The sequence below is a fragment of the Bisbaumannia pacifica genome (assembly GCF_007989625.1).
GTDB lineage: Bacteria > Pseudomonadota > Gammaproteobacteria > Pseudomonadales > Halomonadaceae > Bisbaumannia > Bisbaumannia pacifica.
Map to the genome: position 1 here is coordinate 22,803 of NZ_BJUK01000024.1, position 13,739 is coordinate 36,541.

The following is a 13,739-nucleotide window of genomic DNA, read 5'->3' on the forward strand; positions in this document are numbered from 1 at the left end:
GGAGGGGAGGTCCTATGCCAGGGATGGCATCGGTAGCGCCCAGGGATGGGTTCACAGCGCCTCCCCGAAGGCCTGTCGCCGGATCAGCCGTGACTCGGAGCCACTGGTGCCGATGAGTGTGCAGAGGGATGATCCCTCGACGATTCCACAAGTGTGAACAAGGCCACCGTGCTATGACCATGGATATCCAGGTGGCGGAGGGCGACGTCGAACGCCTTTCGCTGCGCGAATATACCGAGAAGGCGTACCTCGACTACTCGATGTACGTCATCCTCGACCGGGCGCTGCCGCATATCGGCGACGGCATGAAGCCGGTGCAGCGGCGCATCGTCTACGCCATGCGCGAGCTTTCGCTCTCCGCCAATGCCAAGTACAAGAAGTCGGCGCGCACCGTCGGCGATGTGCTGGGCAAGTTCCATCCCCACGGCGACAGCGCCTGCTACGAGGCCATGGTGCTGATGGCCCAGCCCTTCAGCTACCGCTACCCGCTGGTGGATGGCCAGGGCAACTGGGGCAGCCCCGACGATCCCAAGTCGTTCGCCGCCATGCGCTACACCGAGGCGCGGCTCTCCAAGTTCAGCGAGGTGCTGCTCTCGGAGCTGGGCCAGGGCACCGTCGACTGGACCCCCAACTTCGATGGCACCATGAACGAACCCGTGGTGCTGCCGGCGCGGCTGCCCCATGTGCTGCTCAACGGCGGCACCGGCATCGCCGTGGGCATGGCCACCGATATTCCGCCCCATAACGTCTCTGAGGTGGTCGAGGCCACCTGCCATCTGCTGCGCCATCCCGAGGCCACCACCAGCGACCTGATCGAACATCTGCCGGCGCCGGACTTTCCCAGCGCCGCCGAGATCATCACCCCCCGCGCCGACCTCAGGAAGCTCTACGAGAGCGGCCGCGGCTCGGTGAAGCTACGCGGGCGTTACGTCCTCGAAGAGGGCCGGGTGGTGGTCACCGCCTTGCCCTACCAGGTGAGCGGCGCCAAGGTGCTGGAGCAGATCGCCGCCCAGATGCAGGCCAAGAAGCTGCCCATGGTCGCCGACCTGCGCGACGAGTCGACCCATGAGGAGCCCACCCGCCTGGTGATCGAGCCGCGCTCCAACCGGGTCGATATCGAGGCGCTGATGGCGCACCTGTTCGCCACCACCGACCTGGAGAAGAATATCCGGGTCAACCTCAATGTCATCGGCCTCGACGGCCGGCCCCGGGTGATGCCGCTGCCGGAGCTGCTCGGCGAATGGCTGCGCTTTCGCCGCACCACGGTGCGCCGGCGCCTGGAGCATCGCTTGGGCAAGGTGGAGGAGCGCCTGCACCTGCTCGAGGGCCTGCTGATCGCCTACCTCAATATCGACGAGGTGATCCGCATCATCCGCGAGGAGGACGAGCCCAAGCCGGCCCTGATCGAGGCCTTCGGCCTCTCGGAACGCCAGGCCGAGGCGATCCTCGAGCTGCGCCTGCGCCACCTGGCCAAGCTCGAGGAGATGAAGATCCGCGGCGAGCAGGACGAGCTGAGCAAGGAGCGCAAGCGCCTCCAGGCCCTGCTCGGCAGCGAGGCCAAGCTCACCGACCTGATCGAGCGGGAGCTGCGCGAGGCGGCCAAGGACCACGGCGATGCGCGGCGTTCGCCGCTGGTCGAGCGCCAGGAAGCCAAGGCGCTCTCCGAGGTGGAGCTGATGGGTGCCGATCCCATCACCGTGGTGCTCTCCGAGAAGGGCTGGATCCGCGCCGCCAAGGGGCACGAGATCGACCCCGAGGGCCTGGCCTTCAAGGCCGGCGACCGCTTCCTGCTGGCGGCCCGGGGCAAGACCAACCAGCCCCTGGTGCTGCTCGACGACACCGGTCGCGCCTATACCCTGGCCGCCCATAACCTGCCCAGCGCCCGCAGCCAGGGCGAGCCGGTCACCGGCCGGGTCAACGTGGCCGCCGGTGCCCATATGGCGGGGCTGATGCTGGCCCCGCCCGAGGCGCGCTTCCTGCTGGCCTCCGACGGCGGCTATGGTTTCGTGGCGCGCCTCGATGACCTGACCGGCAAGAACAAGGCCGGCAAGGCGGCCCTGAGCCTGCCCAAGGGCTGTGCCGTGCTACCGCCGCGGCATATCCCCGAGGGCAACAACGTCCGAGTGGCGGTGGTCTCCAACGAGGGGCGCCTGCTGGTCTTCCCCCTGGAGCAGCTACCGGAGATGGCCAAGGGCAAGGGCAACAAGATGCTCGATATTCCCGGGGCCCGGGCGGCACGCCGCGAGGAGCTGGTGCGGGATATCGCCCTGCTGGCCGAGGGCGATGCCCTGGTGATCCACGCCGGCAAGCGTCACCTCACCCTCAAGACGGCGGATCTCGACTACTATGCGGGCGAACGCGGCCGGCGTGGCAGCAAGCTGCCCCGGGGCTTCCAGAAGGTGGATAAACTCGAGAGCTTGAAGCCGGAGGCTTGAAGCTTGCAGAAACAACCGGCTCGGCGCTGGAGATGGGACGCTTCCCGCCTCCGGCTGCTGGCTCAAGACTGGGGTTAACATGACACGACGAGTATTGATTCGCGCCACCGGGGCGGCACGCCCCGGCCAGCTGGCCGGGCTGGGCAAGGCACTGGCCCGCAGCGGGGCGCGGCTGCTGGACATCAACCAGAGCGTGACCTTCGGCATGCTCTCCCTGGAGGCCCTGGTAGGCCTCGACCACGAGAGCGACCTGGAGGCCCTGTTGGGGGAGGCCGGGGACGAGCTGGGCCTGGACGTCCAGGCGATCCAGGTAAGCGCCGAGGACTACCAGCGCTGGAGCAGCCATGCCAGCCAGCCGCGGCTGATCCTGACCCTGCTGGCGCCGCATCTGCCGGCGGGCATCCTCGCCGAGGTGGGGGCGCTGACTGCCGAGCACGGCCTGACCGTGGAGCTGATCCACCGCCTCTCCGGCCGCGAGCCTCTTGACGGTGGCGTGCCCGTTGAGCATGACGTCATCCAGGGCGCCTGCGTGGAGTGCTGGCTGCGCGGCGAGGAGGTCGATCTCGACGCCCTGCGCGAGAAGGCCCTGGCGCTGGGTGCCATGCATGGCGTCGATATCGCCATCCAGGAGGACTCCATCTGGCGTCGCCACCGGCGCCTGGTCTGCTTCGATATGGATTCCACCCTGATCCAGGCCGAGGTGATCGACGAGCTGGCCCGCCGCCACGGCGTCTACGACGAGGTGGCCGAGGTCACCGAGCGGGCCATGCGCGGCGAGCTGGACTTCCAGCAGAGCTTCCGCGAGCGGATGGCGAAGCTCCAGGGCCTCGACGAGTCGGTGCTCGCCGAGATCGCCGAGGAACTGCCGCTGATGGACGGCGTCGAGCGGCTGATGACCCAGCTCAAGCGCCTGGGCTACCGCACGGCGATCCTCTCCGGTGGCTTCACCTACTTCGCTCGCCACCTGCAGCAGAAGCTCGGCTTCGATGAGATTCATGCCAACGAGCTGGTGATCGAGAACGGCAAGGTCACCGGCGAGGTCAAGGAGCCGATCCTCGACGCCGACCGCAAGGCACTGTTGCTGCGCGAGATCGCCGAGCGCGAGGGGCTGGCCCTGGAGCAGACCATCGCCGTGGGCGATGGCGCCAACGACCTCAAGATGCTGGCCACCGCGGGGCTGGGTATCGCCTTCCGCGCCAAGCCGCTGGTCCGCGCCCAGGCCAACCACTCCATCTCCACCCTGGGGCTGGATGCGGTGCTCTATCTAATCGGCTATCGCCAGGGGGACCTGGAGAAGTAAGGGAATCGACCTTGTGTGGAACGCTGGGGGGGCTGGCGGCATGCGACATCTAATCGGCTATCGCCGGGAGGACCTGGAGAAGCCTTAAGCCATTATCGCCTGCCGAGAGGGAGAGGCCCGCGTTGCGTGGAAAACCGGGGCTGGCGGGGCGCGCGCCGCTGGCGTAGGGTCGAGGGACTTCCCCAGGTCGCCGGAGGCCGCCATGACCGCATCACGTTTCACCCCGGAACTCCTCGATGAGCTGCACCTGCTCTGCCTCTACAACCTGAGCACCACCCAGGAGGGGCTCAAGGTGCACGCCTCCAGCGCCGCCCCCGGCCTGGTGGCCGCCGCCGGCCGGCTGCATGCCAAGGGCCTGCTCAGCCAGGCCGATGGCGGCTACCTCACCTCCCTGGGCCGCGATGCCGCCGCCCACGCCCAGGACCTGCTGGGCATCCTGGAAAGCGATAGCGTGACCACCTGAACGCTCGGCCCTGGTCATTGCCGAGAGCGTGGCCAGGGTTAGCCCCGTTTCCAGCAGGCTTGCCCTACTTCTTCACGATTCCTGCCCTTGCCATCCCGGGGCGATAGGGGATAATCCACGGCATCCCGTGACCCTAGCCAATTTCCGTCTGCCGTGACCGATTCGCCCATGACCTCCCTGAGCACCTGGCGCGGCCGCTTCGAGCGGCTGCGCAGTAACAAGGTCTTCGAGACCTTCGTGATCGCCATCATTATCCTCTCGGCGCTACTGATCGGCGCCAAGACTTATGAGGAGACCTCGCGCTTCGAGCAGGCGCTGCTGGTCTTCGATACGGCGGTGACGATCTTCTTCCTGGTCGAGATCCTGATCCGTATCGGTGCCGAGCAGCGCCTGCGCGACTTCTTCAGGAAAGGCTGGAACGTCTTCGATTTCCTGATCGTCACCGCCAGCCTGATTCCCCTGGACGACTCGGAGATGGTGCTGCTGGCGCGGCTGCTGCGCATCTTCCGGGTGCTGCGCCTGGTGTCGATGATCCCGGAGCTGCGCATCCTGATGGTGGCGCTGGTCAAGTCGATCCCGCGCATGGGCTATGTGGCCCTGCTGATGTTTATCATCTTCTATATCTACGCCGCCATCGGCAGCTTCCTGTTCGCCGAGGTGGACGAGTTCCTGTGGGGCAATATCTCCATCGCCATGCTCACCCTGTTCCGTGTCGCTACCTTCGAGGACTGGACCGACGTGATGTATGCCACCCAGGAGCTGTACGCCTGGAGCTGGATCTATTACCTGACCTTTATCTTCCTCAACGCCTTTATCTTCCTCAACATGATGATCGGCATCGTGCTGGACGTGATGCAGAAGGAGAGCCTGGCCATCGAGCTGGAGAACGGCGAGGGGGAGGCCGCGGAGCTGCATGGCCTGCGCGACGACGTGCGCGATCTCAAGGCGCAGTTGTCGCGGATGGAGGAGGCGCTCCAGCGCCGCGGTAGTTGACAGCGTCGGCCGTTCCTGATTTTCTAGAGGCCATGAACATCACATTTTGCCGCCTCAGCCTAGACCTACGACTACTAGCCGACCGCTAAGCGTGTCGGGCGATGCCGTGCATCGCGAAGTCGTTTTCTAGTCTCGAGGTTGCAAGATGTCCATTACCCCCAGTTTTTCTTCCGTATGCCGTGCCCAGGCCGCGATCATCCGCATGATCGTGGCCCGAGTGCTTTCTGACGCCCCGGTCGGCCCCTGTGCCACCGGGGCGTCGCCGTTTCTGCCCCCTCGCCAGGAGATGCCCGCATGATGCTCAAGGACCCGTCCATCAAGTACCGCCCCTTCGTCGCCGTGGACCTGCCCGATCGCCAGTGGCCGAGCCGGCGCATCGAGACGCCGCCGCAGTGGTGCAGTGTCGACCTGCGCGACGGCAACCAGTCGCTGATCGATCCCATGGACGCCGAGCGCAAGCAGCGCTTCTTCGACATGCTGCTCAAGATCGGCTTCAAGGAGATCGAGGTGGGGTTCCCCTCCGCCTCCCAGACCGATTTCGACTTCGTGCGCTCGCTGATCGAGGAGGACAAGATTCCCGATGACGTCACCATCCAGGTGCTGACCCAGGCGCGCCCGCACCTGATCGAGCGTACCTTCGAGGCCCTGAAGGGGGCCAAGAACGCCATCGTTCACGTCTACAACGCCACCGATCCGGTCTTCCGCCGCGTGGTCTTCAACGTCGACAAGGCCCAGTGCACCCAGATCGCCGTGGACGCCACCACCCAGATCCGCGCGCTGATGGAGGCCGCCCCGGAGACCCACTGGACCTTCCAGTACTCGCCGGAGCTCTTTACCACCACCGAGATGGACTTCGCCAAGGAGGTGGTGGAAGCGGTGATGGCTGCCTATGGCGCCAGCGCCGAGAAGAAGATGATCGTCAACCTGCCGGCCACCGTGGAGGCGGCGACCCCCAATAACTATGCCGACCAGGTGGAGTGGTTCTGCCGCCACGTCAAGGATCGCGAGGCGCTGATCGTCAGCGTCCACCCGCATAACGACCGGGGCACCGGGGTGGCCGCCGCCGAGCTCACCGTGATGGCCGGCGCCGACCGCGTCGAGGGCACCCTGTTCGGCAACGGCGAGCGCACCGGCAACGTCGATCTCGTCACCCTGGCCATGAACCTCTACACCCAGGGCGTGCATCCGGGCCTCGACTTCTCCAACATCACGCCGATCATGCGTGAGGTGGAGTACTGCAACCAGCTGCCGGTGCACCCTCGCCATCCCTATGTGGGCGACCTGGTGTTCACCGCCTTCTCCGGCTCCCATCAGGACGCCATCAAGAAGGGCATGGCCGAGCGTCGTGCCAACCCGGAGGCGGTCTGGGAGGTGCCCTACCTGCCCATCGACCCGCTCGACGTGGGGCGCAGCTACGAGGCGGTGATCCGCGTCAACAGCCAGTCCGGCAAGGGCGGGGTCTCCTACCTGCTGGAGCAGGAGCATGGCATCGAGCTGCCGCGGCGCCTGGCCATGGAGTTCAGCCAGGTGGTGCAGGAGGTGGCCGATCGCACGGGCAAGGAGATCACCTCGCAGATGATCTACCAGGCCTTCGCCGACGAGTACCTGGCCCAGGAGGCGCCCCTGGCCCTGATCAATCACCGCCTCTCCTCCGAGCCGGATAGCCCCCGGGTGGTACTGGAGGCGGCCATCACCGTGGACGGCAAGCCCCAGAGCGTGCGCGGCGAGGCCAATGGTCCCCTGGCTGCCTTTATCAAGGGGTTGGCGGCGGCCGGTCATGACGTGGAGGTCATCGACTACCACGAGCACTCCCGCGGCCAGGGCGCCGACGCCGAGGCGATCGCCTATGTGGAGGTGCGCATCGACGGCGAGGCGGTGTTCGGCGTGGGCACCGACGAGAGCATCACCAGCGCCTCGATGAAGGCGGTGGTCGGCGCCATCAACCGCCGCGCCTCGAGCGCCGCGCCCGCGGCCAATGTGACCGCCGAAACGCTGGCCTGAGGCCATCGGCTCGAAGCTTGAAGAAACCCCGATAAACTCAGCCCCCATGCCGAGCCCTCGGCATGGGGGCTGAGTTTTCTGCCGGCTTCTAGCGTCCGGCTTACAGGGGGGTCTTGCTCGCCTCGCCGGGCACTTCCCGGGCCAGGGTCGGCATCAGGAAGCCTGGCAGGACTTGCCTGAGGCCCGCGACCAATTCACGGGCCTGGTCGTCGGGAACGTCGAAGTGGGCCGCGCCGGCCACCGGGTCGAGCACATGCAGGTAGTAGGGCAGGACGCCGGCCTCGAAGAGTCGTTCGGAGAGCGCGGCCAGGGCCTCTACCGAGTCGTTGACGCCGCGTAGCAGCACGCTCTGGTTGAGCAGGGTCACCCCTGCACTCTTCAGGCGGGCACAGGCCCCGATCAGCGCCTCGTCGATCTCGTTGGCATGATTGATATGCAGCACCAGCACCTTCTGTAGTCGGGTGGCGGAGAGCCAGCCGAGCAGGGTGTCGTCGACCCGCTCGGGGATCACCACCGGCAAGCGGCTGTGGATCCGCAGGCGCTTGAGGTGGGGGATGGCGTCGAGGCGCGCCACCAGCCAGGCCAATTGGCGATCGCTGGCGGCCAGGGGGTCGCCGCCGGAGAGGATCGCCTCGCGGATGGAGGCGTCGCCGCGCAGGGTGTCGAGGCTTGCTTCCCACTGGGCCCGGGAGGGAGCGTTCTCGCCATAGGGGAAGTGGCGACGGAAGCAGTAGCGGCAGTTGATGGCGCAGCTGGGGCTGGCAATCAACAGGACCCGGCCGGCGTATTTGTGGATCAGCCCCTTGGCCGGGGTATGCTCGGCCTCCTGGAGCGGGTCGGCCAGGTAGCCCGGCACCTCGAGCGTCTCCTCGCCCAGCGGCAGTACCTGGCGCAGCAGCGGGTCGTGCGGGTCGCCGGGGCGGATGCGCGCCAGATAGGCCTTGGGCACGCGCACCTCGAAGAGTTCATGGCCGGCCTCGGCGCCGGGCAGCCAGGCCGGGTCCAGGTCGAGGCGCCGGCAGAGTTCCACCGGGTCGCGGATCACCCCGGCCAGCTGACGCTGCCAGGGGGCGCGCTCCTGAGGGAGGGCGAGGGGGACGCTCTGCACATCGGCCGGGCTTCGGGTTATCATGCGGCACACCAATTGCGGGCGGGCGCCACGGCGCCCGTCGATACATTTCCTGCGCCGCCGCCATGGCGGGGCGCCGATCATTCAGCGAGGAATCATGGCGAACTATTCTACCAACGAATTCAAGGGCGGTCTGAAGGTAATGCTGGACGGCGACCCCTGCGCGATCCTCGAGAACGAGTACGTCAAACCGGGCAAGGGCCAGGCCTTCAACCGGGTCAAGCTGCGCAATCTGATCAGCGGCCGGGTCTGGGAGCGCACCTTCAAGTCCGGCGAATCCCTGGAGGGCGCCGATGTCCTCGAGCTGGAGATGGAGTACCTCTACACCGACGGCGAGATGTGGCACTTCATGAAGACCGACGGCTCCTTCGAGCAGTACGCGGTGGAGAAGAAGGCCCTGGGCGATACCGAGAAGTGGCTCAAGGAGCAGGTCGCCTACACCGTGACCCTGTGGAACGACAACGCCATCAACGTCACGCCGCCCAACTTTATCGAGTTGGAAGTGGTCGAGACCGACCCGGGCCTCAAGGGCGACACCGCCCAGGGCGGCTCCAAGCCGGCGACCCTCTCCTCCGGCGCCGTGGTGCGTGTGCCGCTGTTTATCAACCAGGGCGAGGTGCTGAAGGTCGATACGCGTAACGGCGAGTACGTCTCCCGCGCCTGACAGTCTGCTGTCAGGGCTATTGCGCTCGCTCATACGGCGTTGAATCCCGGGACGGCTTGCTCATTTAGCGCTGCTAAACTCCGCCGCCTTACCCGCCCGGGATTCGCCTGGCGACCCACAGTTAGGTGGGGAGTACGTGGGCCCGTAGGGAACCTAGCCCTGAGCATTGCTGATGACGCTCTGAGCAGCGACTGTTCGTCGAAGATGGCCACGCCAAGGCGTGGCCATGGTGTTTCTGGAGGCTGTGATGACCAATGACTGGCACCCCTCGGCGTCTCTCGAGACCCTGCGCCAGCGGGCGCGGCTGCTGGCCGAGGTGCGCGGCTTCTTCGCCGCGCGTGGCGTGCTGGAGGTGGAGACCCCGGTGCTGGGCCATGGCGGCAGCACCGATGTAGGGCTGGCGTCGCTGAGTTGCGAGGCGACGACCCCCGAGGGGCGCGAGCGCCTCTGGCTGCAGACCTCGCCGGAGTTCGCCATGAAGCGCCTGCTGGCCGCCGGCGCCGGCCCCATCTATCAGATCGCCCGCAGCTTCCGGGACGGCGAGGTGGGGCGCCGCCATAACCTCGAGTTCAGCATGCTGGAGTGGTATCGCCCGGGCCTGGCCCTGGACGCCTTGATCGAGGAGACGGTGGCGCTGATCCAGGCCGTGCTGGGGCGGGACCCGGGGCCGGTGCGGCGGTGGCGCTATCGGCAGTTGTTCCGCGAGCAGCTGGGAGTCGACCCCTTCACCACGCCGCTCGGCGAGCTTCGCCGGCTGGCCGCGGCGCGGGGCGGCCTCTCCATGGACGAGGCGTCCCGGGATGACTGCCTGGACCTGCTGCTGAGCCTCGAGATCGAGCCGACCCTGGGCCGCGACGGCCTGGACGTGGTGGTGGACTACCCGGCCAGCCAGGCGGCCCTGGCCCGGCGCCATCGGGACCCGGAGGATGGCGAATGGGTGGCGGGGCGCTTCGAGGTCTATCTGCAGGGGCTGGAGCTGGCCAACGGCTATGACGAGCTCACCGATGCCGCGGAACAGGCGGCGCGCTTCGCCGAGGACAATGCCGCCCGGCGTGCCCGGGGCCTGCCCGAGGTCACCGTGGACCGGCGCCTGCTGGACGCCCTGGCGGCGGGCATGCCGGCGGGAAGCGGCGTGGCCCTGGGCCTCGACCGGCTGATTCAGTTGGCTCTGGGCAAGGCCAGCGTGGCGGAGGTCATGGCCTTCGCCACGCCACGCTGTTGACCCGATGGCTCTTTAGCCATTATCCGCCAGATGGGGCAGGCGGCTAAGGCGCTCGCCCATTTTTACCGAGATATCGGGGACGAGCTCCTCGAAGTCGATCTCCTTCGCGAAGCACATCACCACCGTGGAACCGAGCTTGAAACGGCCCATCTCGGCGCCCTTCTCCAGGGTGATGGGCTCGTCGAAGCGAATCGTTTGGACCCGCCCGGAGAGGGGGGTGATCTGCCCGGCCCACACCGTCTCGATGGCGGCGACGATCATGGCCCCCACCAGCACCATGGCCATGGGGCCCTCCTCGGTATCGAAGAGACACACCAGGCGCTCGTTACGGGCGAAGAGGTTGGGCACATGGTCGGCGGTGGCCCGGTTGACCGAGAAGAGCCGGCCCGGCACATAGACCATCTCCCGGAGGGTGCCGGTCAGCGGCATATGCACCCGGTGGTAGTCTCGGGGCGAGAGGTAGATGGTGGCGAAGCTGCCCTGGCGGAAGGGCGCGGCGCGATGCATATCGCCGCCCAGCAGGCTGGTGATCGAGAAGGCCTGGCCCTTGGCCTGGATCAGAGTGCCATGATGGGTCTCGCCGAACTGGGAGAGGGTGCCGTCGGCGGGGGAAATCAGGCCCGACTCGATGGGCCGCGCGCCTTCCCGGAGGGGCCGGGTGAAGAAGTCGTTGAAGCAGGCATAGGCCCCGGGATCGGGCTCCCGAGCCTCGCTCATGTCCACCCGGAAGCGGCGGATAAAGGCCTTGATCAGCAGTTGCTTGAGCCAGCCGACGCGGGTCTCGGCGAGCCGCCCCACCAGCCGCGAGAGCAGGTGGTGGGGCAGGGGGTACTGGATCAGGGCGAATAACTTGGATGGCGACACGAAAGGACGATCTCATCAAAAGGGGGTTAGGGATTATGGCTTCTCTACCGGCGTATCATCGCGATTGCCCCACTCCTTCCAGGAGCCGGGGTAGGCGCGCATCTTCTCGAAGCCCAGGGCCTTGCCCACCAGCCAGGTGAAGCCGCTGCGGTGGTGGCTCTGGCAGTGGGTGACCACTTCCATGTCCGGGGTCAGGCCCAGGGCCTCCAGCTCGGTGATCAGCTCCGCATAATCGCGAATACGCAGCTGACGCGCCTTGTCCATGGCCTCGGTCCACTCCAGGTTGACCGCGCCGGGAATATGCCCGAGACGCCGGTTCTGCCCCTTCTCGCCGCGGTACTCCTCTGGCGAGCGGGCATCCCAGACGGCGAAGCCCTTGTCGCTGAGGCGCTCCTGGAGGCTCTCCCGATCGATGGCGACATCGGGGTTGAGGATCGCCGCCTCGTACTCGCTGGGCACGGGGGCCGTCGGGGTGGTCTCGCTGGGCAGGCCCTCGGCGCGCCAGGCGTGGATGCCGCCGTTGAGGTAGGAGTAGCGGCGGTGGCCGATCAGCTCCAGGGTCCACAGCAGGCGGCCGGCCCAGCCTCCGCCCTCGTCGTCGTAGGCCACCACATGGGTGTCCCGGGTCAGGCCCAGCTCGGAGAACAGCGCCGACAGCGCCGCCTCATCGGGGACCTCGTTGGGCACCTCGCCGCTGCCCACGAGCAGGCGGCGATAGTCGAGGAAGCGGGCCCCGGGCACATGGCCCTCGGCGTAGCTCTCGGGCTTGAGGGGCACATCGATAATCAGCAGCTGGGGGTCGTCCAGCACCTCGGCGAGCCGGTCAGGCTCGACGATCAGCGGCAGAAGATTGGCTTCGGAGCTCATGGCACCCTCCTTGTCTCGGTTGCTGCGAAGGATAATGGCATATTGCCGGCGTCCGGAGCGACACCGCCGCTCAACGCCCTTCGTCCTCGAGGCTCTCGAGGATGCGCCGGTAGCTGTTGAAGCGCTCGGCACGGACCTCGCCGCGCTCCACGGCCTCGAGCAGGGCGCAGCCGGGCTCCTGCCGGTGGCGGCAGTCGCGGAAGCGGCACTGCCCCAGCAGCTCGCGAAACTCTACGAAGCCCTCGGTGACCTGCTGGGCATCCAGGTGGGTCAGGCCGAACTCGCGGATCCCCGGCGAGTCGATCAGCTCGCCGGCCGCGTTATCGTCGTCATCGAAGGCGTAGAGGCGGGCGGTAGTGGTGGTGTGGGTGCCCTTGCGCGAGTCCTCGGAGAGGGCGCCGATGCGCAGGGTCTCGTCGGGCAGCAGGCGGTCGATCAGCGACGACTTGCCGACCCCGCTCTGGCCGACGAACACCGAGGTGCGCCCGGCCAGCCGCGCCCTCAGGGCGTCCAGGCCGCTCTCCTCGGCGGTGGTGGTGGTCACCACCGGGTAGCCCAGCGCCTCATAGTGGCCGAGCAGGGTCATCAGCTCGCCGCCGCCCGGCGGCAGCAGGTCGGTCTTGTTGAGCACCAGCACTGGGGCGATACCGGTGGCCTCGGCGGCCACCAGGTAGCGGTCGATCAGGTTGGCATGGGGCGCGGGCTCCACGGCGAAGACGATCAGGATCTGGTCGATATTGGCCGCCACCGGCTTGAGCTGCCCCCGAGCGTCGGGGCGCTCCAGCACGCTGTCGCGTTCGCCCCGGGCCACCACCACGCCGCTGCCGTCATTGGCGGCGCGCCAGATGACCCGATCCCCGGTGACCAGGGGCTCCAGGTTGGCGCGCAGATGACAGCGGTGCAGGGGGCCGCCTTCGGCGGGGCGCACGTCCAGGCTGCGGCCGAAGTGGGCGATCACTCGCCCGTTGCGCTCGGGGCCATATTCGCCGGCCTCCAGCTTGTCGGCATCCTGGGCATCGCGCTTGGCGGCGCGCTCGGCGCGCTCGGCCTGAATCTTCTCGATGCGCCAGCGCTGCTGGCGAGTTAGCTTGCGTTTGCTCATGGGCCGCCCGAGGTCTGTACAATGGGGGCATTGTACGCATAGACCACCCGCTTAGACACCGGGCCGGCGCGCGATCGGCGGCCCCGAGAAGGAAAACACGCACCATGGCTACGACCCCCGACGCCACCCCCCGCAAGGATCTGCTGGTCTGGATCGACCTGGAAATGACCGGCCTCGACCCCGAGAAGGAGCGCATCATCGAGGTGGCGACCCTGATCACCGATAACGAGCTCAACCTGATCGCCGAGGGGCCGGTGATCGCCGTGCACCAGCCGGAGCACCTGCTGGCCGGGATGGATGCCTGGAACCAGAAGACCCATGGCGAGTCGGGCCTGGTGGCCAGGGTGCGCCAGAGCACCATCGAGACCCGGGCGGCGGAGCGGCGCACCCTGGAGTTCCTGCGCGCCCATGTGGCCCCGGGCAGCTCGCCCATGTGCGGCAATAGCGTGCACCAGGATCGCCGCTTCCTGGAGCGCGAGATGCCCGAGCTGCTGGCCTTCTTCCACTACCGCAACCTGGATGTCTCTACCCTCAAGGAGCTCGCCAAGCGCTGGAACCCGGCGGCCCTGAAGGGCTTCGAGAAGCGCAACACCCACCAGGCCCTGGACGATATCCGCGAGTCCCTGGCGGAGCTGGCCCACTACCGCAACACCTTCCTGCAGCTGGCACCGCCGGCGGCCGACGAGGAAGAGCAGTAAG

General features: G+C 67.4%; 12 protein-coding genes. 8 read left to right on the forward strand and 4 right to left on the reverse strand.

Annotation, left to right across the window (positions count from 1 at the left end):
- The first annotated feature begins 173 nt into the window (after nucleotides 1-173).
- The 5 genes from parC (at nucleotide 174) to leuA (ending at nucleotide 7,192) form a co-directional block, all read left to right on the forward strand.
- Nucleotides 174-2,435: a DNA topoisomerase IV subunit A gene (parC, locus tag HPA02_RS11140; RefSeq protein ID WP_146803272.1), complete on the forward strand. Its 2,262-nt coding sequence runs from the start codon at nucleotides 174-176 to the stop codon at nucleotides 2,433-2,435.
- 79 nt (nucleotides 2,436-2,514) lie between these two features.
- Nucleotides 2,515-3,735: a phosphoserine phosphatase SerB gene (serB, locus tag HPA02_RS11145; RefSeq protein ID WP_146803273.1), complete on the forward strand. Its 1,221-nt coding sequence runs from the start codon at nucleotides 2,515-2,517 to the stop codon at nucleotides 3,733-3,735.
- A 202-nt stretch (nucleotides 3,736-3,937) separates the two neighbouring features.
- Nucleotides 3,938-4,198: a TIGR02647 family protein gene (locus HPA02_RS11150; protein ID WP_146803274.1), complete on the forward strand. Its 261-nt coding sequence runs from the start codon at nucleotides 3,938-3,940 to the stop codon at nucleotides 4,196-4,198.
- A gap of 168 nt (nucleotides 4,199-4,366) precedes the next feature.
- Entirely contained in the window at nucleotides 4,367-5,191 is an 825-nt protein-coding gene (locus HPA02_RS11155; RefSeq protein ID WP_146803275.1) for an ion transporter, read from the forward strand.
- A gap of 294 nt (nucleotides 5,192-5,485) precedes the next feature.
- The gene (gene leuA, locus HPA02_RS11160; protein WP_146803276.1) at nucleotides 5,486-7,192 is read left to right on the forward strand and encodes a 2-isopropylmalate synthase; all 1,707 of its coding nucleotides are present in this window, start codon (nucleotides 5,486-5,488) and stop codon (nucleotides 7,190-7,192) included.
- Nucleotides 7,193-7,292: 100 nt separating this feature from the next.
- Here the strand turns inward: leuA and epmB are convergent, their stop codons facing one another.
- Nucleotides 7,293-8,324: an EF-P beta-lysylation protein EpmB gene (gene epmB / locus HPA02_RS11165; RefSeq protein WP_146803277.1), complete on the reverse strand. Its 1,032-nt coding sequence runs from the start codon at nucleotides 8,322-8,324 to the stop codon at nucleotides 7,293-7,295.
- 94 nt (nucleotides 8,325-8,418) lie between these two features.
- Here epmB and efp point away from each other — a divergent pair, with 94 nt between their 5' ends.
- Entirely contained in the window at nucleotides 8,419-8,985 is a 567-nt protein-coding gene (efp, locus tag HPA02_RS11170; protein ID WP_146803278.1) for an elongation factor P, read from the forward strand.
- A 247-nt stretch (nucleotides 8,986-9,232) separates the two neighbouring features.
- Nucleotides 9,233-10,207, forward strand: coding sequence for an EF-P lysine aminoacylase EpmA (gene epmA / locus HPA02_RS11175; protein WP_146803279.1), 975 nt, complete (start codon nucleotides 9,233-9,235; stop codon nucleotides 10,205-10,207).
- 12 nt (nucleotides 10,208-10,219) lie between these two features.
- On the opposite strand, the gene asd is transcribed toward epmA, so the two are convergent.
- From asd to rsgA, 3 genes are all read right to left on the reverse strand, one after another.
- Entirely contained in the window at nucleotides 10,220-11,071 is an 852-nt protein-coding gene (asd, locus tag HPA02_RS11180) for an archaetidylserine decarboxylase (protein ID WP_146803280.1), read from the reverse strand.
- Between the two features lie 33 nt (nucleotides 11,072-11,104).
- On the reverse strand, nucleotides 11,105-11,938 hold the full coding sequence (locus tag HPA02_RS11185; RefSeq protein WP_146803281.1) for a sulfurtransferase: 834 nt from the start codon (nucleotides 11,936-11,938) through the stop codon (nucleotides 11,105-11,107).
- A gap of 70 nt (nucleotides 11,939-12,008) precedes the next feature.
- The gene (rsgA, locus tag HPA02_RS11190) at nucleotides 12,009-13,040 is read right to left on the reverse strand and encodes a small ribosomal subunit biogenesis GTPase RsgA (protein WP_146803282.1); all 1,032 of its coding nucleotides are present in this window, start codon (nucleotides 13,038-13,040) and stop codon (nucleotides 12,009-12,011) included.
- Between the two features lie 104 nt (nucleotides 13,041-13,144).
- Here rsgA and orn point away from each other — a divergent pair, with 104 nt between their 5' ends.
- Complete coding sequence (orn, locus tag HPA02_RS11195) at nucleotides 13,145-13,738, forward strand: oligoribonuclease (RefSeq protein ID WP_146803283.1); 594 nt, start codon at nucleotides 13,145-13,147, stop codon at nucleotides 13,736-13,738.
- The last annotated feature ends 1 nt before the right edge of the window (nucleotide 13,739 follow it).

What these genes read in the sequence shown, in the direction of transcription:
- parC (WP_146803272.1), top strand. Translation starts at nt 174, where the DNA reads ATGACCATGGATATCCAGGTGGCGGAGGGCGACGTCGAACGCCTTTCG.
- serB (WP_146803273.1), top strand. Translation starts at nt 2,515, where the DNA reads ATGACACGACGAGTATTGATTCGCGCCACCGGGGCGGCACGCCCCGGC.
- HPA02_RS11150 (WP_146803274.1), top strand. Translation starts at nt 3,938, where the DNA reads ATGACCGCATCACGTTTCACCCCGGAACTCCTCGATGAGCTGCACCTG.
- HPA02_RS11155 (WP_146803275.1), top strand. Translation starts at nt 4,367, where the DNA reads ATGACCTCCCTGAGCACCTGGCGCGGCCGCTTCGAGCGGCTGCGCAGT.
- leuA (WP_146803276.1), top strand. Translation starts at nt 5,486, where the DNA reads ATGATGCTCAAGGACCCGTCCATCAAGTACCGCCCCTTCGTCGCCGTG.
- epmB (WP_146803277.1), bottom strand. Translation starts at nt 8,324, where the DNA reads ATGATAACCCGAAGCCCGGCCGATGTGCAGAGCGTCCCCCTCGCCCTC.
- efp (WP_146803278.1), top strand. Translation starts at nt 8,419, where the DNA reads ATGGCGAACTATTCTACCAACGAATTCAAGGGCGGTCTGAAGGTAATG.
- epmA (WP_146803279.1), top strand. Translation starts at nt 9,233, where the DNA reads ATGACCAATGACTGGCACCCCTCGGCGTCTCTCGAGACCCTGCGCCAG.
- HPA02_RS11185 (WP_146803281.1), bottom strand. Translation starts at nt 11,938, where the DNA reads ATGAGCTCCGAAGCCAATCTTCTGCCGCTGATCGTCGAGCCTGACCGG.
- rsgA (WP_146803282.1), bottom strand. Translation starts at nt 13,040, where the DNA reads ATGAGCAAACGCAAGCTAACTCGCCAGCAGCGCTGGCGCATCGAGAAG.
- orn (WP_146803283.1), top strand. Translation starts at nt 13,145, where the DNA reads ATGGCTACGACCCCCGACGCCACCCCCCGCAAGGATCTGCTGGTCTGG.